This is a genomic window from Nocardia vinacea, from assembly GCF_035920345.1.
GTDB classification, from domain to species: domain Bacteria; phylum Actinomycetota; class Actinomycetes; order Mycobacteriales; family Mycobacteriaceae; genus Nocardia; species Nocardia vinacea_A.
This window is the reverse complement of the sequence record NZ_CP109149.1, coordinates 8,172,437-8,195,632: the sequence shown is the minus strand read 5'-3', so window position 1 is coordinate 8,195,632 and position 23,196 is coordinate 8,172,437. Positions and strand designations below refer to the sequence as shown.

Genomic DNA, 23,196 nt, shown 5'->3' with positions numbered 1-23,196 from the left:
GGCGCGAATCAGGCCAGCTGGCCTCGTTTTCCGCTACCCTCGCACCGTGACCGAACGCGCTCGTCCCAATGTCGGCCCCGATTATCTGGTTGCCGGCCGCTACCGTCTGCAGTCGAAACTGGGCGGCGGCGGTATGGGCGCGGTCTGGCTCGCACACGATCGCCTGCTCAACCGGGATGTCGCGATCAAACAGGTGCTCTCCACCGCCGGACTCCCGGAGGCGGAGGCCAATGAGATCCGCAACCAGATCATGCACGAGGGCCGGGTCGCGGCCAAGCTCTCGCATGAGCACGCCATCGCCGTCTACGACGTGGTGCTGGAGGCCGGCGAGCCGTGGCTGGTGATGGAACATCTGCCATCACGCAGTGTCGCAAAGGCATTGGCGCTGGTGAACGCTCTGCCGCCGATCGAGGTGGCGCAGATCGGGGCGCAGGTCGCCGACGCGTTGGCGGCCGCGCACGCCGCGGGCATCGTGCACCGCGATATCAAACCGGGCAATATTCTCGTCGCCGACCGCGGACCCGTCGTCGGCATGGCCAAGCTCAGCGACTTCGGTATCTCGCGTGGTGCGACCGATAATTCCGACGAGCCGGACGGCATGATCACCGGCACCCCCGCCTATCTCCCCCCGGAGGTGGCGCGCGGCGCGCAGCCGACCACGGCCAGCGATGTGTTCTCCCTCGGCGCCACGCTCTACACCGCGATCGAGGGGCAACCGCCGTTCGGTATGGACGATGACACCGATGCCGTGGTCTATCGCGCGGCCATGGCCCAGATCATCCCGCCCAGCCGCAGCGGCATGCTCACCAACGCGCTGCTGCACATGATGGAACCGGCCCCCCAGCGCAGGCCGACCATGGCCGAGGCGCGGGACGAAATCCTCACCGCCGCATTCGGTCCCGGCACCGGTCCGTATATCCTCGGCGCCCCGGTGCGCACCGAGGACGGCACCATTCCGGCATGGGCGGCCCGCAATTCGGCATCGGGCCTGCGCAGCCCACACTCGACTCCGCTGCCGCGCCCGCACCGCAGCAACACGTCGGGTCCAGCGGCCGCCGCACCCCAACGCCCGAAGGCGAAGTCGAAGGAACCGAGCAATGCCCCGCTCGCCATCGCCATCGGCCTGCTGATCGGCCTGATCCTCATCATCGCCATCATCATCGCCATGATGTGATCGCTGCGACCGGAACCTGCTGCGCCACAGCTTCTCAGCGGCCGCGCGATTCACGAACCGGCGCGGCGCACGAACCGGTGCGGCGCACGAACCGGTGCGGCACACCAACCAGCGCGGCACACCAACCAGCGCAGCACACGGATCGGCGCGGCGAAACCGTGGGCGGCTAGGGAAAAGTACGCGGCGGCCGGAATGCTTGCGGCTCAGTCGATGCGGCGGCGGTGCGCCCAGCGGGTGAGTGCGTTGCGGTTGGACTGCTGAGTCTTGCGGAGCACGTTGGAGGCGTGTGTCTCGACGGTTTTCACCGAGATATAGAGCTTCTCCGCGATTTCCCGATAGGTATAGCCGCGAGCGAGCAGCCGCAGCACTTCCAGTTCGCGCGGAGTGAGCGAATCCAGTTCGGGATCCAGCGGCGGCTCCGGCACCGGTGATTTGCCGGTGAACGAGTCGAGGACGAAACCGGCCAGCCGCGGACTGAACACCGCATCACCACCGGCGACCCGCCGAATGCCATCGGCCAGTTCGGATCCCGAAATCGTCTTGGTCACATAGCCGCGTGCACCCGCACGGATCACCGCGATCACATCCTCGGCGGCATCGGAAACGCTCAATGCCAGGCATACCGGACCGTCATCGATGCCGGCCAGCACCGCGACCCCGCCACCGTCGGGCATATGCACATCGAGCAGTACGACATCCGGACGCGCGGCATTGATTCCGGCGACCGCCTCGGCCACGCCCCCGGCCTCTCCGACGACCTCCATATCGGTCTCCCGACTCAATTCGGCCCGCACACCCGAGCGGAATACGGCGTGATCATCGACGAGAAAGACCCGCACGGCCACCTACTTCTCCTCATCCTCGGTGGGTCGACCCACCCTGACGCGCGGACTGCCCGCAGGCCGTCCGCACTTCATCGGTACCACAACTGCCACCGCATCTGTCGTCATCCAAAATCACCAACCGTGCCGCGCCATCGGAGCGGCCGAATGCGGCGCCTCGGATGCGCTGTCCGCCAACCGGACCGGACTCGCTGGACGGCACCTCGATCCGAACGCCTTCGACAGCGTCCCGTGTTCGGTCGATGCGGCACCGCTCACGGCAGCCCGTCTCACGGCCGAACACCATCAGCATGGAGCCGCCGCTCGACGACACGATCATTGACGATCGCGAACCGTCTGTCGTACCCCATCACGCTGTTCGTCGCCGACCGGCACCTCGTCAGCCCGATCCTGATCACCGGAATCGGTGCGCGGCATGATGATCCGCACCTCGGTGCCCCGACCGGGCGTGGACAGGATCTCCACTTGACCGCCGCGCCGCTCGATTCTGGCGCGAATGGATTTCGCGACACCCCGCCGATCCTGCGGCACCGCCGCGATATCGAATCCGGCGCCGCGATCGCGCACGAAGATGCTCACCTGATGCGGTTCCGCCTCGGCGAACAGATCGATCTCCGGGACGCCCGCATGTTTGGCGGCATTCACCAGCGCCTCCCGGCTCGCGCCGAGCAATGCGGTGAAATGCTCCTTCGGCAGGCCGGACCCGCTGTCGGCACCGTCCATCGTCACATCGCCGACGGTGACCGGAGTCACCTTCACCCCGTGCTGATCCTCGACCTCGCCCGCGATCGTGCGCAGCGCCACGGCAAGACTCGACTGCGCGGGCCCGGAATCCTCGAAGAGCCAGCGGCGCAGTTCCCGCTCCTGACTGCGCGCCAGCCGGGCCACCTCTTGTGGGTCGTCGGCCTGACGCTGGATGAGCGCCAACGTCTGCAGCACCGAGTCATGCAGGTGGGACGCGATTTCCTCGCGTTCCTCATTGCGAATACGTGCCGCGCGCTCAGCGTTCAGTGCGCGCATCATGCGCAGCCACAGCGGCACCGTCAGCAGACCGGCGCCGATCAATGTGACCGCCACCGCGATCAGCGCGGAGCCGAGCGAGCTCAGATCGATCCTGGCCAGCACCACCACGCCGAGTCCGAGCACGATCATGGTGATCCCGGCGACGATGCGCGACCAGGTCACCACCGAGGGGCGCGCGGGCAGCCCGAGCAGCGAGCGCGGGCCGTCGGTGTCGTATTCGCGCCACACCAGCGCCGCACCCACGGCCACCACGACGATCGGCACGATCACCTTCGCCGCGGTGCCGCTGAACAACCACGACACCCCGACCGCGAGCCCGAGCCCGAGCAGCGCCAACCCGATCGCCTGACGGCGCTCCTTACCGGTCGGCTTCACCGCATCGTGGCCGCCCGGAGTGAAGATCCACAGCATCCCGTAGGCGACGATCCCCGCCCCCGCCAGCGCGGACAGCATTACGAACGCCATCCGCACCTTGAACACATCGAGCCCGAGGTGATCGGCGACACCGCCGGCCACACCGCCGACGATCCGGCCACCCGAACGCCGCACCATCCGCGGATACGGCGGTGTCGGTGGGAGGGCCGGCGCGGCGCCGAAGCGGCCGGGGCTTGGGGCGAACCCGGGCGCAGCGCCGAAACCCCGGGGATCGGCCCCCCGAGCAGCATCGAACGCGGGCACGGACGGGTACATGCCTTCGATACTGGCACGGCCTACCGACACCGACCATCAGGAATCACCCTGATCTTCGCCGATTCGCGACGACCGGCGATCAGGCTCGGAGGATGGATACGACCGGACCCGAGTCCAGCTACTTCGAACGAGTCGGCGCGCACCGCTTCGTCCCGACCGGCCATGCGGGCGGCGCCTGGGCCACCGACGAACAGCACTTCAGCCCGCTCGGCGGGCTGGTCGTCCACGAGATCGAACGAGTGCGGGCACGCGAACAACGCCCCGCCCTGGTGCTGAGCCGCATCAGCATGGACCGGCCTCGACACCAGTGTCACCTTCGGCCGAACCGGCCAGGGCCTCACCGCCACGGTCCTGCACGACACCCGCGGACCCATCGGATACGCCCAACAGATCCTCACCCTCCGCCCACAGCCGGAGCGTCGGCCATAACGGCTGCGCGAGCGTCCGGTCCGGACAAGAAAGCCGGGCCGACCTCTCGTTCTTATCCGCTGCTCAGCCGTCACACGACGCACGGAGCGGACCGGGGACCCGTACCGAGCCGATTCGCGCTCCGCCGGACCGGATAACTGGTCACGACCGCATCTACCAGCACGTTTCATACCTCCAGCCGATCGATCGCCTCCGCAGCGCGCTGCCCCGCGCCATACGTTTCTTCCGGGTCGGAAACGTCCCACTGAACACCGGGACTCGCGCCGCAGGGGGCCGAGCACAGGTTCGGGGAGGAATCATGAACATCAAGTCGGTACTGCTCACCGCCGCCACCTCGGTCGGAATCGCATTGGCGGGCATGCCATTCGCCGCCGCCCAGGGGATGGCGCCGCACGAGAAGAACTACTCGGGCCCAGGGGGATTCGAGCTCACCGTCGGCCATATGGACGAACAGTTCCGCCCGGTGCCCCCGCTCAACGGAATGCCGACCAACCGAGAGGTGTTCCTGGACAACACCTTCTATGGCACCATCCCCGCGAATGCGACGGGCACCATGAAGGCGGGCTATCTGGTCGCCTGTGCGGTCGATCTCGATCTCACGGTCGATATCCAGGCCGGGATCGGCTTCGACGCCGGGTTCAGCATCGGTGTCAGCGGTAGCGGCGACTCGACGTCACCGAACTTCGATGCCAGCATAGGACCGAAGATTTACGCCGGAATCAGCCTCGACATGTCGATCAGCCCCGGCGAGATCAAACCGATCGAAGTGGGCACCAAGGCCCTGGCCGGCGGCGGCACCGGCTATCTGGTCAGCCACGACTACCACCTGGTGGTCAAGAACTGCGGCGGCCCGCTCACCATCCAGTCCTATGTGACTCTCACGTCCGACACACCCGAGGTCACCGCCGCCGACGCGGTAACAGGAGACCGGATCTTCCTGTAATCCGGCAACACCAGGGCGGCGGTGCGATCGACGATCGCACCGCCGCCCGACCCCATACATGCACCTCGAACCGGCTAAATTGTCCCTATGTCTGTGTCGCCCAAAAGTATCGGGCGCACGTGGTAGCAGGGGACACCACCGCCGGGACCCGGGGGGAAATCCGATCACCGCGTGCGGTTTTCGCGCAACGATTCGCCGATCTCTATGCGGCCGCAGGCAATCCGACGCTGCGACGGGTGGCCACGGCGGCCGAAGCGAGGATGCGGGCCGCGCAGGGTACGCGGGCTGCCGCGAGTGCTTCGGTGCAACGGATCAGCGATTGGAAGGCGGGGCGCAATGTTCCGGCTCGCTTCGAGTCGATGCTTCCGGTGGTGCTCACCCTGATCGACCTGGCCAAGAAGGCCGAGTCGCAGACCAGTCAGCAGTTGCTGGAAGTGCGTGAGTGGCAACGGCTCTGGCAGGCGGCTATCACCTGGACACCGAATGACGAGGACGACGCGGGCTGTCCCTACCTAGGACTCACCTCGTATCGCAAGCAGCACCGGGACATCTTCTTCGGCAGAACCCGATCCACTGCCGAACTCGTCGATTTGGTCCAGGGCGCCGCCGCTGACGCGGATGGCGTCGTCGTGCTGATCGGCGCATCAGGCGCGGGCAAGTCCTCGCTGCTGGCTGCGGGACTCATACCCGCCGTCGCCGACAACTGGTCGACCGCCGCGATGACACCCGGGGCGAGGCCGCTCCGCGCGCTGGCCAAGGCTTTTCACGCGGACAACGCGATAGCGAAGCCATCCGCCGACGAGGTATTCACGACACTCGACCAGTGGAGCGCCGACCAACGCCGACTGCTCATCGTGGACCAGTTCGAGGAGCTGTTCACCGCCTGCCCGGATGAACGCGAGCGCGAAGCTTTTCTGAATGTCCTGGACCGCTGCGCAACTCGGGCCGACGATGCCCTGACTGTCGTCATCGCCCTGCGCGCCGATTTCTACGCCCAGTGCCTCGACTACCCGATCCTGCAGCACGCTCTCGAACACCGGAGCTACCTACTCGGCCCCATGCGGCTGGACGAACTGGACCGAGCACTCATCGGGCCGGCCAACCACGCCGGGCTCGAACTGGAGTCCGGCCTGGCAGAACTGGTGATCACCGAACTCTGCGGACTCGGCGATCACGAGAACCGCCAGAGCTACGATCCAGGCGCACTCCCGCTGCTGTCGCACGTCATGGCCGCCACCTGGCAGCACCGCGAAGGCCGCAAACTCACCGTCGCCGGATATCGCAAGGCGGGCGGTGTCATCGGCTCCATCGCCGCCACCGCCGAACAGGCATGGAGCGAACTATCCGACACCCAGCAGTCCTCCGCGAAGGATGTGCTGCTCGGACTCGTTGCCGTCGCCAATGATTCGCGCGATACCCGGCGCGTCGCCGTCCGTCCGAACCTGCTGCAACGCACCACCGATCCGGTATCCGCCACGGCCGCACTGGAACTGCTTGCCCGCACCCGCCTGATCACCCTCGACTCCGACTCGGTGTATCTGACCCACGAGATCGTGCTGGATGCCTGGCCGCGACTGCACACCTGGATCGATGAGGACCGCGTCGGCTACCTGGTCCGGCAGCGGTTGGAAGCCGACGCCGCGGAATGGGATTCGACCGGACAGGATCCCTCACTGCTCTACCGGGGCACCCGGCTCGAGACCGCACTCGGTCATGTCGATCCACCCATGGTCGGCGGCCAGATTCGCACTTTCCTCGAGCATTCCCGAGCAGCGCGAACGCACTCCCGCAGACGGTCGTCGGTGACCCGCGTAGTCCTCGCCATGCTCGGCGTCGGCCTACTCGTACTCGGGACGGTCGCCTACGCGCAGGTCGAGCTCACCAAACAGCAACGCAACGACAAGAACTTCGGATCCGTACTGGCAGAGGCAGATCGACTACAACAAATCGATCCATCGCTGTCCGCGCAGCTATATCTCGTTGCCGGACAACTCAGGCCGGGCGATCCCGAGGTGCGGGCAAGGCTGCTCGCAACCCAGAACCTCGCCCTCGCAACACCATTCGTCGCACACGACGAGGGAATCAGGACCATCGCGTACCGACCCGATGGCCGGGTACTGGCTTCCGCGAGCAACGACAACACCATCCGCCTCTGGGACGTCGCCGATCCACGACATCCCCACCCGCTGGGCGAGCCTTTACGCGAATCCCCTTCCGGGGCAATGTCCATGGCATTCAACCCGGATGGCACCATGCTCGCGACCACCGGCACTTCGGCACGACCGCAGCTGTGGGATGTCCGTGATCCGGCGCATCCCCGGCTTTTCGGATCACCGCCGACGACCACCAGCGACACGGGTTATCTGGTGTCCTTCAGCCCGAACGGACGGATGCTGGCAGTCGGGTCCATGCGCGACAAAGGCATCACCCTATGGGATGTCGGCAACCCGACCGAACCGATCCAGGGTCGGTTCATCCCCGCGCCACGCAATCGGGACCTGTCCGCGTTCGCGTTCAGCGGCAATGGGCGACTACTGGCGGTCGCGACCAGCGACTGGGACCACAGTATCGCGACGGTCGAATTGTGGTCCGTCCCGGCCGCGGGAGAAATCACCCGCGCTGGAACACCATTCGAGGTGCCCCACGATGTCGAAGCAATCCGGTTCAGCCCTGACAACAGAGTCTTCGCCCTGGCCGGTCCACGCTTGACCGTACGACACACCTACATCAGCGTGACCCAGTTGTGGGCCTTCGACGATCCCGCCCACCCGCGCCCGCTCGGAAATCCGTTGGTGGATAACGTGGTTCAGCAGCCCGTCCCGCTGCTCGCCTTCAGCCCGGACGGCCACACACTGGCGACCGGTGGTGCCACCGGCGCGAAACTATGGAATATCGCCGATCCCGCGCAGCCGACGACGCTGGGCGCCCAGCTGTCGGCGATCCCGTCCCGCTGCCTCAACGACGCGAGAATTCCCACCCGATGTACCGGTGAACCGACGGGGCTGGCATTCAGCTCGGATGGAAAGATTTTGGCCGTCGGTGGCACTGAGGGAGTCGTGCGGCTGTGGTCCCTGGCTCCTGCGGTACTCAATGGACACACCGATTGGGGTCGGAGTCCGATATTCGATGCCACCGGCACCCGAATGGTGAGCGATTCCAGCGACGGCACATTCGTCATATGGGATACCGGTAACCCCCGGGAACCAGTCCGGATCGGGGAATTCCGGGCGAAACCGGGATCATCGATCCGGGCCCTTAGCCCTGATGGAAAGTCTCTGATAGCGCGGGACGGTCCGACGGGGCCGATGTTCCTTGTCGACCTCGCCGACCCGAAGAACATTCGGACATCGGGCGACTGGCAGGCCGCATCGTCGCAATGGTCGCGCCTGAGCTTCAACCGCGACTGGACCCTGGCGGCGCAGACTCTGGATCCCAAGGTCGATACCTTCCAACTCGCGAACATTGCGGACCGCTCCCGCCCAGTGCTACTCGGAACACCGACATCCGTCGCTCCCGCGCAGGTCCAAGCCATCGGATTCAATCCGACCGGGCCCACCCTCGCGATCATCGAATCGACCCTGTCCGAACCGAGTTCGCCGGCGATGGCCCTGCGAACCAGGCTGACACTGTGGGATATCTCGAACCCGGACCGCCCTGTCCGGGTGGGTGCATCCCCGCCGGAGCACTCGCCGCTGATGCTCGACGTGAGCATGCACCCCGACGGCCGCACCGCCGTCACCGTGGCGAACGAAACCTTCCAGGTCTGGGACATCAGTAACCCGGCATCGCCCGAACCGATCGGTGACCGGGTCACCGCACACAATCTGGCGATCATCTCTACCTCGTTCAGTCCCGACGGCAAGACCATGGCCACCAGCGGAAACGACGGATCGGTGCGGTTGTGGGACTTCACCGATCGCCGCCATCCCCGCCTCATGTCCAGTTCCATCGCACCGCCCGGCCCCAACGTCTGGTTCATCCAGTTCCATCCACAAGGCGACTATCTGTCCGCCTCGAGTAGCGGTGGCGAGCGTCGACTGTGGGATCTGGACGAGCAGCACGCGATCGAACGCATCTGTCATGCCACCGCCACCCTCATGACTCCCGAACTCTGGCGGCGCTACCTGCCCCAACTCTCCTACCGTCCGCCCTGCGACTGAACAAGAGACCGCTTGGTCCAAAGAGATCAGAGATTTTCTCAGGGTTCCCCCCGATGCGCCGAAGTGCTGGTCAGCACGACCATGGAAACCATGACGAAAACGAGCTTCGGCGATCAGATTCACCAGATGTGGCAGTCGCGGCCCGTCCGGTTGCCGCGGCAAGGTCCGATCGCGGGCGTCGCGGCCGGGTTCGGGCAGCGCTACGGGATCGATCCGGTGCTCGTGCGGGTCGCGCTCGTGGTGTCGACAATCTTCGGCGGGGCGGGCATTGTGCTCTACCTGCTCGCCTGGCTGCTGTTCAGCGAGGCGGGTGATCAGTCCTCCGCGGCCGAGTCGCTGTTCGGCAAGGGGCACAGCTCGCAGTCGCAGACCAAGACCATCGTGTTGATCGTGGCACTCGCCATCGCGGTCAGCACCATCGGACCGGTCGGCGTCGGACTGGCCGGCTCGGGCATGATCAGCATGTCGCTGATGTTGGCCGGTTGGTGGATGCTGCATATGCGAAACCCGCAGCCGCCGCCCGGCACGAGTTCGCTCGGCGGCTTCGACGGCGGTCTCACCGCGACCGGCTATCCCGGGGCGGTATTCCCGCCGCACACGATGCCCGGCGACTTCTACGCGCCGGAGACCAGCATGTACACGCCGTATACGAAGTTGCCAGACGCATATGTCCCGGACGCTCCTGCCCAGGCTGCACCGAATACCCCGGCGCAGCAGGCAGATCCGAACACAGTTCTCTTGCCAGATGCCGAAAATGGCGACGCTGAAACCGAACTGATCGAAAAGGGCGGCACGCCGATCGATGCGGGCGCTACGCCAGCCGATCCCGACACTGTCCTGCTGGGTAAGGAAGATGCCGACACCGTCCTGCTCGACAAGGGCGACGCGGGAACCACGGCACTACCCACCGAGACCACAACGCCCGACAACGGAACAACGCGGGGAATTCCCGCCTCCGCATCGCCGCACACGACCGGCGGACCGTCCGGCGCGAGCACGGCGTCCGACGAGAGCACGACGTCCGGCGCAACAGGTCACGACACCGCACAACCTGCCGCAACGTCCGGCGCGAGCGACATCGACTCGGAAAGCGGCGGTAGCGCATCGCGAACCGAATCCACTTCGCGCACAAGCACTCCCCCATCCCGTACAACGGCCGCGACACCCGCGCACCCCGCCGACCTCACCCCACCCTCCTGGGACCCCCTCGGCGTAGCCCCACTCGCCTGGGATCTCCCCGAACCCACCCCGATCCGCACCATCGTCGCGCCCCCGCCGAAGCGCCCCCGCTCCCGGCTCACCCCGGTGGTGCTCGGCCTGGCCATCCTGGCCGCCGCGGGTGCGGGTGCGCTGGCCGCCTCCGGCGTCGAGTGGATGACACCCGGCCGGATCGGCGCGGTGGCGCTGGCGGTAATCGGATTGGGTCTGGTGATCGGCGCATTCCTCCGTCGCGGCTTCGGCCTGCTCGTACTGACCGCACCGCTGGCCGGATTCGTGGTGCTGGCCTCGATGCTCGGCCCGATCGAATTCGACAGCGCCACCGTCGGTGATCGCACCTGGGCGCCGACCACGATGGCCGATCTGGCCCCGAAGTACGAGTTGACGGTGGGAACAGGCACATTGGATCTGCGGTCGCTGAAGCTGACCGAAAACCGGGCCGTCGAGGTCGCGGTCCGGCTCGGCGATGCCAAAATCCTGCTGCCCGAGGGTATGGCGGTGCGCACCGAATGCACCGTCAACCTGGGAGATGTCAACTGCCCCACCGGTATCACCGGCCCGCATGCCGACGGCGCACCGGTGCTCGACCTGAAAGTCCATGTCCGGACCGGCAATGCGGAGGTGCACCGTGGCTGACCCCACCGATAACAACGTCACCAAGCGGGGACCGTCCGTCTCCCTGCTGATCGTCGGACTGCTCGCTCTCGGCGTGAGCAGCTGGGCCTTCATCGGCCCGGCCACCATGACCGCCACCGGCGTGGCCTCGCTCGGCTGGGTCGTCGTGATCGCCGCCATCGTGGTCGGCATCCTGCTGGTCATTTCCCCGCGCAGACCCTGCTGATCACATGAATGGCCCGTCCCGCGGACGGGCCATTTTCTTTCCGGAGGAGCAGAACGCCAATGCCCATGGAACAGTTCGACACCCACGACGAACCGACCGACCATACGGGAATCCCGATCGGCCGTTTCATGCCGCTGACACCTAGCCGCAGTTATCTCGGCGGCGGCTTATTACTCGGACAACTCGTCCTCGGCCGCACACCGCCGCCCACACCCAACCCCGAGTCCACTACTCCAAATAGGCCGGGCAGCCCAAATGTTCACTGATCCGGTCGAGTAGCCGCTGCATACTCACCCGCTGCTTGCCCTCGACACCCCGCGCGATCATCGGCACCATCCACCGCCCACTGGTCGCGACGTTGAACATCTGCTGGATCACCCGAGCACCCTTCGGATGCGGCAGCACTCGACATTCGGCGCGAAACCACCGCTGCCCCTCGACCGCGAACATCGCCTGCGCCCGATCCACCTCGACCCGAATCCCATTGGGATCCCCGGCGATCGCGGCCCGGAAATCATTCGGGCCGCCGCGCAACCGGATCCCGGGATCGGGCCCGTCGACGAGGAAGAAGGCGTTGTCCGGACCGACCGGGCCTGCGCTCACCGTGGTGAGCAGCGCGGCCACCACTCCACACGGTGCCTCGACGACCGCGTTGACGGTGCAGAGCGGCTTCTTCGCTGCCATCCGAACCCCCTGGGGAACTGGTCTATCCGGCTGACGGTACTCCCGAAATCCGGCAAATCAGGCCCGATTGCGGGGTCACTCCCATTCGATGGTGCCCGGTGGCTTGCTCGTCACATCGAGGACAACCCGGTTGACCTCGGCCACCTCATTGGTGATGCGGGTGGAAATGCGCTCGAGTACGTCATAGGGCAGCCGGGTCCAGTCGGCGGTCATGGCGTCCTCACTGGAGACCGGACGCAGCACGATCGGGTGACCGTAGGTACGGCCGTCGCCCTGCACACCGACGCTGCGCACATCCGCGAGCAGCACCACCGGGCACTGCCAGATCTGGTGATCGAGTCCGGCGGCGGTCAACTCCTCGCGTGCGATGGCATCGGCCTGTCGCAGCGTCTCGAGGCGGTCCGCGGTGACCTCGCCGACAATGCGGATGGCCAGGCCGGGACCCGGAAACGGCTGGCGGGCAACGATTTCCTCGGGCAACCCGAGTTCGCGGCCGACCGCACGCACCTCGTCCTTGAACAGCAACCGCAGCGGTTCGACGAGGTCGAACTCCAGATCGTCGGGCAGACCGCCGACATTGTGGTGGCTCTTGATATTCGCGGTGCCGCTGCCGCCACCGGATTCGACGACGTCCGGGTAGAGCGTGCCCTGCACCAGGAACTCGACCTCCGGCTTGGCGCCGCCGCTCTGTTCGACGACGACCTCGGAGACCGCGTCCTCGAACGACCGGATGAACTCCCGGCCGATGATCTTGCGCTTCTCCTCCGGATCGGTGACGCCCTTCAGCTCACCGAGGAACTTGTCCACCGCGTCGACGGTCACCAGCTTGGCGCCGGTCGCGGCGACGAAGTCCTGCTGCACCTGCTCGCGCTCCCCCGCCCGCAACAGGCCGTGATCGACGAACACACAGGTCAGCCGTTCGCCGATCGCGCGCTGCACCAGCGCTGCGGCGACCGCGCTGTCCACACCGCCGGACAGCCCGCAGATCGCATGGCCGTCGCCGATCTGCTCGCGCACCGAAGTGATCAGCGATTCGGCGATATTGGCCGGGGTCCAGGTGGCGGGGATGCCGGCGAGTTCGTGCAGGAAGCGGCTGATCACCTGCTGACCGTGCGGCGAGTGCAGCACCTCCGGGTGGTACTGCACACCGGCCAGCCTGCGGGCCCGGTTCTCGAATGCGGCGACCGGAGCGCCCGCGCTGGTGCCGGTGACCTCGAAGCCCTCGGGCGCGTCGGTGACCGCATCGCCGTGGCTCATCCACACCCGCTGTTTGGTGGGCAGGCCACCGTGCAGCAGACCGCCATCGATATTGAGGTCGGTGCGACCGTATTCGCGGGTGCCGGTATGCGCGACGGTGCCGCCGAGCGCCTGCGCCATGGCCTGGAAGCCGTAGCAGATGCCGAAGACCGGGATGCCGAGATCGAACAGCCGCGCGTCCAGCTGCGGTGCGCCCTCGGCGTACACGCTGGACGGTCCGCCGGACAGAATCACCGCGAGCGGCTGCTTCTCCGCGATCTCCTCCACCGTGGCGGAATGCGGGATCACCTCCGAATACACACTCGATTCACGGACCCGCCGGGCGATCAGCTGGGCGTACTGTGCGCCGAAGTCGACGACGAGGACCGGTCTCTGAGTTTCTGCCACTCGAACAGTTTAGTGAGCGGCGGAAATCGTCCCGCGCGCGCCCGCACTGCTGGTTATCCTCATGCCGTGCCCTTCGCCCGCGCGATAGACGCCGACATCCACTACGAGGACAGCGGCGGCGACGGTCCGGTGGTCTTACTAGCACACGAATTCTTCATGGACCGAACGATGTTCGCATCCCAGATGGCCGCGCTCGCACCGGAATTCCGGATCGTGTCCTGGGATGCGCGCGGACACGGCCGCACCAGGGACCAGGGGCTGCCGTTCACCTACTGGACCGCCGCGCGCGACGCCCTCACCGTGCTCGACCATCTCGGCGCCGAACGCGCCGTGTTCGGCGGCACCGCGCAAGGGGGATTCACCGCGCTGCGCACCGCGCTCATCGCACCCGAGCGGGTTTCCGCGCTGATCCTCATCAGCACCGAGGCGCACGGCCCGACGCCCGAACAATCCACCGCGACCCAGAAATTCCTGGACGAGTGGTACGACGACGGCTCCCGGCAGGAGGCCGTCGAACAGCTCGCGTATTGGCTGATCGGCGATGACGAGTGGTACCGGGCGATCTGGACCAAACGCTGGCTGGTCCGCGACCGCCACGGCATCGAGGTCGCCGCCGGCTGTCTGCTCGGCCGCGATTCGGTATCGGACCGCTTATCCGAAATCACCTGCCCCGCCTTGGTGATTCACGCCACCGACAGCGGCATCGCCCGCGAGCGTGCCCAGCAGTTGGCCGCCGATCTCACCGCATCGACCTTCGTCGAGATCGCCGGCGCACGCCTCGCAGTCACCATGACCCACCCCGACCCCGTCAACCACGCCATCCAACAGTTCCTCCGCGACCGCACCGTCCCCACCAACGTCCGCTGACCCGTAGTGCGCGGGAGCGCCGACGGTTGTCGAATGGCGTCCCAACGACCACCATTCGACGGGCTCGACGGGCTCGACGGGTGAGTCAGGCGCGGACGCTGAGGCCGACGCGCTGGAATTCCTTGAGGTCGGAGTAGCCTGCTTTGGCCATCGAGCGACGCAGGCCGCCAACGAGATTCAGCGAGCCGAACGGGTCGTCGGAGGGGCCGTACAGCACCCGCTCCAGGCTCGGGCGAACCGTTTCGCCGGTGTCACCGGACAGCTCGCCGCCCAGATCCCACGGATCCTCCACGTGCAGCAGCGAACCGCGCGGCACCGACGGATGTGCGGCCGAGGACGGCCAGTACCAGCCGCGGCCCGGCGCCGCGGCGGCCAGCGCCAGCGGTACCCCGAGCATGGCGGCATCGGCGCCACAGGCGATGGCCTTGGCCAACTGACCCGAGGTGGCGATATCACCGTCGGCGATCACGTGCACATAGCGGCCGCCGGTCTCGTCCAGGTAGTCGCGACGCGCGGCGGCGGCATCGGCGATGGCGGTTGCCATCGGCACCCCGATGCCGAGCACCTCGCCGGTGGTCGTCGCGCCGGGGTAGGAACCGTAGCCGACGATGACGCCCGCGGCACCGGTGCGCATCAGGTGCAGCGCGGTCTTGTGATCGCTCACACCACCGGCCACCACCGGCACATCCAGTTCGGCGATGAAGGTCTTGAGGTTCAACGGCTCACCGTCGCCGACGTGTTCAGCGGAGATGATGGTGCCGTGCACCACGAGTAGGTCGATACCGGCCTGCAGCAGCGCCGGGGTCAGCGCGCGGGCGTTCTGCGGGCTCACCCGCACCGCGACCGTCACGCCGGCGGCCCGCACCTGCGCGACCGCGGCGGCCAGCAGATCCGGCTGCATCGGTGCCGCATGCAGTTCCTGCAGCAGCCCGACGGCACGCTCGTAGCCGCCCTTGGCGACGAGTTCGAGCAGCTGGTCGATCTTCGCGGCGACGTCGGCATGCCGGGCCCACAGCCCCTCGCCGTTGATGACGCCGAGTCCGCCGAGCCTGCCGAGTTCGATGGCGAACTCCGGCGAGACCAGCGCATCGGTCGGGTGCGCCAGGAACGGGATCTCGAATCGGTAGGCGTCCAACTGCCACGCCAGCGATACCTGCTTCGACGAACGAGTCCGCCGCGACGGGACGATATCGACATCGTCCAGTTCATAGGTACGCCGGGCGGTCCGACCCATACCGATCTCGACCATGTCGCGCACGCTTGTTCTCCTTAATTTTGGCCGCGCGGGCGCGGCTCTATCTTTGGCAGCGCCTTCGGCGCTGCGTGTTCGCGGCCCCCGAGTGTCTCGCGTCCGAGCCGTCGAGACTCGCGACTTCGTCGCATGCGCTTCGACGGCTCGGACGCGAGACGGGCCGCGAACGGGGTCGCTCGTAAGACTCGCTCCGTCGTGGTCGCCTGTGGAGCGTCGATCACGGCCACCGTGGGGCGCCAGACGAATCTGACGCTCTACGAACATTCGTCGTCGCATATCGGATCGTCGATCGCGTAGTGCCATAGTGAGCGGTCGATCGCGAACAGGCGGCTACGTCCGGGGCGGCAGGTCAGGACTCGTGATCCTGCCCCTTCGCCTCGCGAGGCCGTTGGCTATGCACCTCGATGACCGCGAACACGGTCAATCATGCACGGACCATTCCGTCCAGTACACAACCCGTCAAGCAGGCTAGCCGCGACCAGTGTAATTGGGCGCCTCGACGGTCATCGTGATGTCATGCGGGTGGCTCTCCTTGAGCCCCGCCGCGGTGATCTGCACGAACTGCGCCTCCTGCAGATCCGCGATGGACTGCGACCCGGTGTAGCCCATGGCCGCCCGCAGCCCGCCGACGAGCTGATGGATCACCTGGTTGACCGGTCCGCGGAATGGCACCCGCCCCTCGATGCCCTCGGGCACCAGCTTGTCCTCGGCGAGCACGTCGTCCTGGAAGTAGCGGTCCTTGGAGTAGGACTTGGCCTGGCCGCGGCCCTGCATGGCGCCCAGCGAACCCATGCCGCGGTAGCTCTTGAACTGCTTGCCGCCCACCAGGATCAGCTCACCCGGCGACTCGGCGGTACCGGCCAGCAGCGACCCGAGCATCACGGTGGACGCACCCGCCGCGATGGCCTTGGCGATATCACCGGAGAACTGGATGCCACCGTCGGCGATCACCGGAACGCCGTACGGCTTGCACGCGGCGACGGCCTCGAGGATCGCGGTGATCTGCGGCGCGCCGACACCGGCGACCACGCGGGTGGTGCAGATGGAGCCGGGACCGACGCCGACCTTCACCGCATCCGCGCCGGCCTCGACCAGCGCGGCCGCACCGGCCCTGGTGGCCACATTGCCGCCGACGATCTGGATGCGATCGCCGACCTCGGCCTTGACCTTGGTCACCATCTGCAGCACACCGGCCTGATGGCCGTGCGCGGTATCGACGATGAGCACGTCCACCCCGGCGTCGGCCAAAGTCATGGCGCGCGACCAGGAGTCCTCGCCGACACCGATCGCGGCGCCGACGAGCAGGCGGCCGTCACGGTCCTTGGTGGCGTTCGGGTACTGATCGGTCTTGACGAAGTCCTTGACGGTGATCAGTCCGCGCAGGCGGCCGTTACCGTCGACGATCGGCAGCTTCTCGATCTTGTGGCGACGCAGCAGACCGAGCGCGGCCGCGGCGGTGACGCCCTCCTGCGCGGTGATCAACGGCGCCTTGGTCATCACATCGGCGACCCGCCGGTTCTGATCCACCTCGAAGCGCATATCGCGGTTGGTGATAATGCCCACAAGCGCGCCGGTCTCATCCACTACCGGCAGGCCGGAAATGCGGAAGCGAGCGCACATCGCGTCGACCTCGGCCAGGGTATCGCTCGGGCGACAGGTCACCGGATCGGTGACCATGCCCGCCTCGGACCGCTTGACGGTCTCGACCTGCGCGGCCTGATCGGCGACGGCCAGATTGCGGTGCAACACACCCATGCCGCCCGCGCGCGCCATGGAGATGGCCATCCGCGCCTCGGTCACGGTGTCCATGGCGGAACTGCAGAGCGGGGTGCGCAACCGGATCTCGCGGGTCAGCTGGCTGGAGGTTTCCACCGAGCTCGGGATGAGATCCGAAGCGGCCGGTAGCAACAGCACATCGTCGAACGTGAGGCCGAGCATGGCGATCTTGTTCGGATCGTCACCACCCGTAGGAGGGCGGACCGCGATTCGTTCGCCCGATACGGGATTACTCATTCGGATCGACCCCTCCTGGACGTCGAAAGCAACGAACGCCGGGGTGCCCGGCGTCGTGGAAGCTGATGGGATGGACGGTGACGGCTCCGCCAGCGCTGTCGGATACTGGCCGGGGCCTGTCACCCATGGTATCTGTCCCGCAAACACGCTCACGACTGCGCCTCGCTGACGCTCGGCTCCGTCGTGCGCGTGGGCGCCTGTGCCTATGGTTCACTCGCTGCGCTCGCTCACGGAACTGAGCCCACCACCGAAACTGGCGCGCCACATAGCTGGCGAAGAGCACCCTGTTCTGCGTACCGTGGGGGTGTGCGTGACCATCTACCACCTGGCTTGCCGCCGGATCCGTTCGCCGGAGACCCCTCCGACCCGTCCGCCGCGCTCGATGCCATCGAGCCTGGTGAACCGCTGGATCCCCACGAGCGCCTTGCGGTCGAGGAGGATCTCGCCGACCTTGCGGTGTATGAGGCACTATTAGCGCACCGTGGCATCCGAGGACTCGTGGTCAGCTGCGAAGACTGCAGACAAGATCACTACCACGACTGGGATATGCTGCGCGCCAACCTGCTTCAGCTGCTGGTCGACGGCACAGTGCGCCCGCACGAGCCCGCCTACGACCCGATGCCGGAAGCGTATGTCACCTGGGATTACTGCCGGGGATACGCGGACGCCTCGATGAACGAGGCATTCCACGGCGACGGATTCGACGGATTCGACAGCTGACATCGCGCGCCCACACAGCGCGCTGACGCGCGGGCGCGATGTGAAATAGCTTACAGGCAAAAGCCGACCGCCGGTCGGCGATCGGTTCATGCACAACATTTCGAATGTCCGCGCACCCACGCACACGCGGATGTGGCGGATATGCATCCGCCACAGCGCTTCTGCTGGATCGAGCGCTTCTCACGAACCAAAGCGCTGTTGGAGTATCGCTCCGATTAAGTGGTCGGCCCCGATCCGGGCAACCCCGGCAAAGTCGGCAAACCGGTGGGAACCACGAAGGGCGGCGGCTGCTGATGAGTCGGGGGTTGCGCGGGCGGGCCGGAATCCACGCTCGGCACGACCCCCGTGGGCTGGGTTCCCACGGTGGTCGGCGGAGCCTGAGTCGGATGACTGGGCTGGGTGGGCTGTTCGGGAGCGGGAGTACTCACCGGCGGCGCGGTTGTCGGCGGTGTCGACTTACCCGGTGTGTTCGGTTCCGTCGTCGGCACCTTCGTATCGACCGGCGGCACCACCGAGGAGGTAGAGCCAGCATCGCCGGAAGGCTTGGTGGTCGACGAGTTGGTGCCATCGGTTGCCGCCGGGTTGGGTGTCGTCGTCGATGTCGTGCTCGCCGCGAGCGACTTCCCGATCTCCGGAGCGAGCTTGTTCAACTCCGCGAGCAAGAGGTTGAATTCGTTGATTCGCTTGTCCCGCTTGACCGGATCGTCGATCAGCTCGGCATTCGCCTTGGCGCCCTCCAGCCTGGCCCTTGCCTGCTCCGGATTGTCCTGAGCGAGCATCGTTTTCGCGTTGGCCAGATCGCTGTCGGCACGCTGCACCACGGTCGACTGTGCCTGTTCGCTGAACACGACTTCCTTGACCCGCCAGAGCGGATCACCCGGAGCGGCGCCATAGGAGAACGCCGAAAGACCACCGATGACCAGAGCCAGCGCGGCAGCCGTCCCGAGAATCGGACGAATAAGCCGTAGTCGCCCACCGGACTGCGCACCGATCCGGACCTGCCGGGCACCGATCTCCTGATTGACCGCGGCAACGATCTCATCGAGGTTCGGTTCAGCGGGCAACGGCGGAGAAATCAGCTCCGCTCGCCAGTCCGCCAGCATCGAAGCGAGCTGAAACTCCTCCGCGCTGTCGGTCTGTACCGGGCCGTTGCTAGCAATGGCATCGATCAGCGCATCGTCTCTGCGCACCGCCGCGATGTCCACCGGACCGGTGTCACCACTCCCGGCGTAGGGACCGCTATTTCGCGATCCACGTCGCGCCTTCCAGTCGCCCCGACCGCGCTCGCCATCCCTAGCCATACATTTCACCTGCCCTCGCCACTTGTGACTTCAGTTTCGCGAGCGCCCGGTGTTGGGCGACGCGTATCGCACCCGCCGTACTGCCCACGGCGACTGCGGTTTCTTCTGCTGACAAACCCATGACCAAACGCAGGATCAGAATCTCTCGATGCTTCTCCGGAAGCGTCGCGAGCAGGCTATTCATCTGCCTACTCGTTTCGGACTCGAGAGCTCGCTGTTCCGGCCCCTGGTCGGTGGATATGACATCTGGTACTTCGGCCATTGCCTCCGCCTTGTTACGGGCGGCGTTGCGATGAGCGTCGGCAACCTTGTGCGAAGCGATTCCGTATACGAAGGCCATGAAGGGCCTGCCCTGGTCCTGATACCGGGGCAGAGCTGTCATCACGGCCAGACATACCTCCTGCGCAACGTCGTCCGCAGAGAGTTGTCCACGCTCCGCGGCGCCGATCCGCGCGCGGCAATAGCGCACCACCAACGGGCGGACCAATTCGAGTACCTGGGCTAAAGCGGATCTGTCGCCCTGCGCAGCGGCAGCGACGGCGAGGTCCAACTCTTCGCCCGTGTTCGTCATCGTCAGAGAATTTCCTGGCGTTACAAGTGGCACCGGCGGTGATGACCAGTGCTTCCGCCGAAGGGGCGGAACGGGTCTAACAATAGCGATACAACCCGTGGATCCGGGCAACACGGTGGTGTCTTGATCAGACTCGGGAATCACTCATGGGACGAAAGTGCCCGCCACGACGGCCGATGGTCTGCGCGCACCCCTGCGCATCGTTCGCGGCCGCGCTCGCGCGAGCCCCCGTGGACACCCCGGAGCGCAACATCGAACTGGCCCAACGCAATGGGAGCAATCCGTGCTCGCGGCACTGCTCGGCGACCTCATCGGCGAGCGTTCGCGCGTGCTCGACATCACCGGCTGCCGCGGCGGTCGCGGCGACCAAGAGCCGGGACTTGACCCGGTGTCGTACGGACGGTCCGTCCTGGGCCAATGCGAGGGCCGTTGCGGCATGGGGTGCGGCCGTGTCGGCGGCGCCGGAAGCGAGTGCGGTCTCCGCACAGACCCAATGCCACCGGATCAGGGTTCGCCAGCCGTGCGGCGACTGCGCCCGGGTCATCGCGTCATGACTGCGCCGGAGCAGGCGGGAAGCGAGTGCCAGGCGGCCGGTGCCGAGCGCGTCGGCCGCGAGACCGGTCAGCGCATCACAGATCGCGTCCACGCGATCCGGACCGACCGCATCCCCCGTCGGCAGGATCAACGCGGCCGCGCGACCGTCATATCCGGCGGCACGGGCATGCCAGCCGAGCTGACGCAGAAACGAGCCCTCGGTACTCGCGGCCAGCGACAGCAGCACCGGATCGGTGGTGCCCGCGCGCAATACCCGCAACTCTTCACGTGCCGCGGCGTAGCGACCCTGACCACCGAGAATCACCGCCCGATGCCAGGAATCGAGCGGGTTCGCGGCGGTTGGCAACTCGGTAGCGCCACGGCCGGGGCAAGCGCCGAAAGCCGCGTCGGCAAGTATGGCGGACTCGATATATATAGGGGAAGCAGGCACGAGCACGCCGAACTCTAACCCGAGCGCCACTGGTGACCGCGCGACGAGAAACCGTCCGTCAGGTACTTCCGGCTAATATTGAGCATTTCATCGCCGTCGCCATGTTTCCATCAAGTAAAAGTACTTCCGGCAATCGCATAGCGTGTGTGACCGGAATTCACATGCGTTTCGCGCAATTAACCTCAGCGCCCCGTTTCTGCCATCTCCGATCGACCGGACATCGTAGCGGGCCGTCGACGGTGTGATAGGACCCACGCCTTCGCCTACTCGCTACTACACGGGGATGCAACCGCCGACCCGTTCCCACCTGCGGGAATGCGGAATACTGACGCCATGCGAAGACATACCGACCTCTGGCCAACCGAACAGTATTACCGGACGGGTCCAAAAAGTAAACAGCTTCGAGGTTAATTTTCGCAGCTTAAGATTTAGAAAACTGCTGCATCGAACTATTGACGGAATTTCGCGGCTGGACCTAACGTAACTCATCGCCACGGTCGGCGCCGCGCGAAATTGCAGCGACCGCAATAGGCGAGCCCATGGCACGCCGCCGACCCAGCGCCGTGGCCACAACTGTTGCAGAACAACTGCTCGACAACGCTGACGAGCTCGCACCACGAGGAGTTCACCATGCCCATGCCGACCCACCTCCCCGGACCGAACGCTGACGTCTGGGACTGGCAGATGCGAGGATCCTGCCGAGGCCAGGACTCCGCGGTGTTTTTCCATCCGGACGGTGAACGCGGCCGCGCCCGCACCGCACGCGAGATGCGCGCCAAGGAGATCTGCCGGGCCTGCCCGGTGCTCATGCAGTGCCGCAGCCACGCACTCAAAGTCAGCGAGCCCTACGGCATCTGGGGCGGTATGTCCGAAACCGAGCGCGAGATGCACGCTCGACGCAACCGTCGTCGGATGGCCGTTTAAAACCAACTTCTTCCCATCCATGTGGCGCGGCGCGCCGAATGCCTAGCAAACACCTGGCGACGGCCACAAGCCGAAGTCGGTTGTACATACGGCGTTTCGCGAAACCAGCGGCGCGTCACGGCGTGTCCCCTCCAGAAATGCCTGGCGTGTCGAGGTTTACAGGGAAGTTGCCGATCCGCATGCGGTTCGCTGATACCCCACCGCACGGGGTCCGATAGCGGCCCGCTACGGTAGTGACCGATGACACAGAATGGAGCGTTGTGACAACGCGGCCGCCGGCCGCAGAGGGCGACTCGTTCCGAAGAGAAGCCATCCCACCCACCATTGCGTCGAACCGGGTGGAATCTGCGGTAACGGCACGCGCCGCCGAAGGTATCGAGCTCGCCGCACTTCTCGAACGTTGCGGCCGGTCCGACCAGGAGGCATTCGCCGAGCTGTACGACCGAACGTGTGCGCGCGTGTTCGGTCTGGTGCTACGCGTCCTGCACGACCCCGGCTACGCAGAGGAGACCACCCAGGAGGTATATCTCCAGATCTGGCGGACCGCGTCCAGTTTCGACGCGACCAAAGGATCCGCGGTGACATGGTTGATGACCCTCGCCCACCGGCGGGCCGTCGACCGGGTCCGCGCCGAACAGGCCCATACCCTGCGCGAAGTCGCCTATGGGATAAGGGTTCTCGGTAACGAATTCGATGAGGTCACCGAAGAAGTAGAGCGAAGGCTCGAGCAGCAGGCCGTCCAGCAGGGTCTAGGGACATTGACACAGACTCAGCGGGAAGCCATCTCGCTCGCCTATTACGGCGGGCGAACCTACGCGGAAGTCGCCGACTTCCTGGGCGTAGGGTTACCGACCGTTAAGTCCCGTATACGGGACGGATTGACACGACTGAAGAAAAGTTTGGGGGTGACGTGAG

Annotated in this window: 19 protein-coding genes; 9 read left to right on the top strand and 10 right to left on the bottom strand. The window is 66.2% G+C overall.

Features of this window, described 5'->3' with window-relative positions:
- Nucleotides 1–46: 46 nt before the first annotated feature.
- A complete protein-coding gene (locus OIE68_RS37015) occupies nucleotides 47–1,174 on the top strand; it encodes a serine/threonine-protein kinase (protein ID WP_327095556.1) in 1,128 nt (375 codons plus the stop codon).
- 203 nt (nucleotides 1,175–1,377) lie between these two features.
- Here OIE68_RS37015 and OIE68_RS37010 read toward each other — a convergent pair whose 3' ends face one another.
- The 3 genes from OIE68_RS37010 to OIE68_RS37000 form a co-directional block, all read right to left on the bottom strand.
- The gene (locus OIE68_RS37010) at nucleotides 1,378–2,013 is read right to left on the bottom strand and encodes a response regulator (RefSeq protein ID WP_040686746.1); all 636 of its coding nucleotides are present in this window, start codon (nucleotides 2,011–2,013) and stop codon (nucleotides 1,378–1,380) included.
- A 318-nt stretch (nucleotides 2,014–2,331) separates the two neighbouring features.
- Nucleotides 2,332–3,729, bottom strand: coding sequence for a PspC domain-containing protein (locus OIE68_RS37005; RefSeq protein ID WP_327095555.1), 1,398 nt, complete (start codon nucleotides 3,727–3,729; stop codon nucleotides 2,332–2,334).
- Nucleotides 3,730–3,749: 20 nt separating this feature from the next.
- Nucleotides 3,750–4,034 (bottom strand): hypothetical protein, encoded by a 285-nt coding sequence (locus OIE68_RS37000; protein ID WP_327095554.1) that lies wholly within the window; start codon nucleotides 4,032–4,034, stop codon nucleotides 3,750–3,752.
- Between the two features lie 422 nt (nucleotides 4,035–4,456).
- Between OIE68_RS37000 and OIE68_RS36995 the strand changes: the two genes are divergently transcribed.
- From OIE68_RS36995 to OIE68_RS36980, 4 genes are all read left to right on the top strand, one after another.
- Nucleotides 4,457–5,101: an MspA family porin gene (locus OIE68_RS36995; protein WP_327095553.1), complete on the top strand. Its 645-nt coding sequence runs from the start codon at nucleotides 4,457–4,459 to the stop codon at nucleotides 5,099–5,101.
- A gap of 119 nt (nucleotides 5,102–5,220) precedes the next feature.
- Nucleotides 5,221–9,261, top strand: a complete 4,041-nt coding sequence (locus OIE68_RS36990; RefSeq protein WP_327095552.1) for an NACHT and WD repeat domain-containing protein — start codon at nucleotides 5,221–5,223, stop codon at nucleotides 9,259–9,261.
- A 90-nt stretch (nucleotides 9,262–9,351) separates the two neighbouring features.
- Nucleotides 9,352–11,115 (top strand): PspC domain-containing protein, encoded by a 1,764-nt coding sequence (locus OIE68_RS36985; RefSeq protein ID WP_419150617.1) that lies wholly within the window; start codon nucleotides 9,352–9,354, stop codon nucleotides 11,113–11,115.
- Nucleotides 11,108–11,320 carry a hypothetical protein gene (locus tag OIE68_RS36980; RefSeq protein WP_327095551.1) on the top strand — a complete coding sequence of 71 codons (213 nt, stop codon included), beginning with the start codon at nucleotides 11,108–11,110 and terminating at the stop codon, nucleotides 11,318–11,320. The genes OIE68_RS36985 and OIE68_RS36980 overlap by 8 nt, the downstream gene beginning before the upstream one ends.
- Nucleotides 11,321–11,548: 228 nt before the next feature.
- On the opposite strand, the gene OIE68_RS36975 is transcribed toward OIE68_RS36980, so the two are convergent.
- Nucleotides 11,549–12,004: a hypothetical protein gene (locus tag OIE68_RS36975; protein ID WP_327095550.1), complete on the bottom strand. Its 456-nt coding sequence runs from the start codon at nucleotides 12,002–12,004 to the stop codon at nucleotides 11,549–11,551.
- Nucleotides 12,005–12,079: 75 nt separating this feature from the next.
- Nucleotides 12,080–13,648 (bottom strand): glutamine-hydrolyzing GMP synthase, encoded by a 1,569-nt coding sequence (guaA, locus tag OIE68_RS36970; RefSeq protein ID WP_327095549.1) that lies wholly within the window; start codon nucleotides 13,646–13,648, stop codon nucleotides 12,080–12,082.
- A 66-nt stretch (nucleotides 13,649–13,714) separates the two neighbouring features.
- On the opposite strand from guaA, the gene OIE68_RS36965 reads away from it, so the two are divergent.
- Nucleotides 13,715–14,515: an alpha/beta fold hydrolase gene (locus OIE68_RS36965; protein ID WP_327095548.1), complete on the top strand. Its 801-nt coding sequence runs from the start codon at nucleotides 13,715–13,717 to the stop codon at nucleotides 14,513–14,515.
- Nucleotides 14,516–14,600: 85 nt separating this feature from the next.
- On the opposite strand, the gene OIE68_RS36960 is transcribed toward OIE68_RS36965, so the two are convergent.
- On the bottom strand, nucleotides 14,601–15,773 hold the full coding sequence (locus tag OIE68_RS36960; protein ID WP_327095547.1) for a GuaB3 family IMP dehydrogenase-related protein: 1,173 nt from the start codon (nucleotides 15,771–15,773) through the stop codon (nucleotides 14,601–14,603).
- Between the two features lie 462 nt (nucleotides 15,774–16,235).
- On the bottom strand, nucleotides 16,236–17,780 hold the full coding sequence (guaB, locus tag OIE68_RS36955; RefSeq protein ID WP_327095546.1) for an IMP dehydrogenase: 1,545 nt from the start codon (nucleotides 17,778–17,780) through the stop codon (nucleotides 16,236–16,238).
- 306 nt (nucleotides 17,781–18,086) lie between these two features.
- Between guaB and OIE68_RS36950 the strand changes: the two genes are divergently transcribed.
- Nucleotides 18,087–18,500 (top strand): DUF5319 domain-containing protein, encoded by a 414-nt coding sequence (locus tag OIE68_RS36950; RefSeq protein WP_040686729.1) that lies wholly within the window; start codon nucleotides 18,087–18,089, stop codon nucleotides 18,498–18,500.
- 215 nt (nucleotides 18,501–18,715) lie between these two features.
- Here OIE68_RS36950 and OIE68_RS36945 read toward each other — a convergent pair whose 3' ends face one another.
- The 3 genes from OIE68_RS36945 to OIE68_RS36935 all read right to left on the bottom strand — a co-directional run bounded on the left by OIE68_RS36945 (nucleotide 18,716) and on the right by OIE68_RS36935 (nucleotide 21,273).
- Nucleotides 18,716–19,801 (bottom strand): anti-sigma-D factor RsdA, encoded by a 1,086-nt coding sequence (locus OIE68_RS36945; protein ID WP_327095545.1) that lies wholly within the window; start codon nucleotides 19,799–19,801, stop codon nucleotides 18,716–18,718.
- Nucleotides 19,794–20,372, bottom strand: a complete 579-nt coding sequence (locus OIE68_RS36940) for a sigma-70 family RNA polymerase sigma factor (RefSeq protein WP_040686727.1) — start codon at nucleotides 20,370–20,372, stop codon at nucleotides 19,794–19,796. Before OIE68_RS36940 ends, OIE68_RS36945 begins: the two co-directional genes overlap by 8 nt.
- Nucleotides 20,373–20,499: 127 nt before the next feature.
- Nucleotides 20,500–21,273: a hypothetical protein gene (locus OIE68_RS36935; protein ID WP_327095544.1), complete on the bottom strand. Its 774-nt coding sequence runs from the start codon at nucleotides 21,271–21,273 to the stop codon at nucleotides 20,500–20,502.
- 714 nt (nucleotides 21,274–21,987) lie between these two features.
- Between OIE68_RS36935 and OIE68_RS36930 the strand changes: the two genes are divergently transcribed.
- Nucleotides 21,988–22,281 (top strand): WhiB family transcriptional regulator, encoded by a 294-nt coding sequence (locus OIE68_RS36930; protein ID WP_014981828.1) that lies wholly within the window; start codon nucleotides 21,988–21,990, stop codon nucleotides 22,279–22,281.
- Between the two features lie 338 nt (nucleotides 22,282–22,619).
- Entirely contained in the window at nucleotides 22,620–23,195 is a 576-nt protein-coding gene (locus tag OIE68_RS36925) for a sigma-70 family RNA polymerase sigma factor (protein WP_327101956.1), read from the top strand.
- Nucleotide 23,196: the final 1 nt, after the last annotated feature.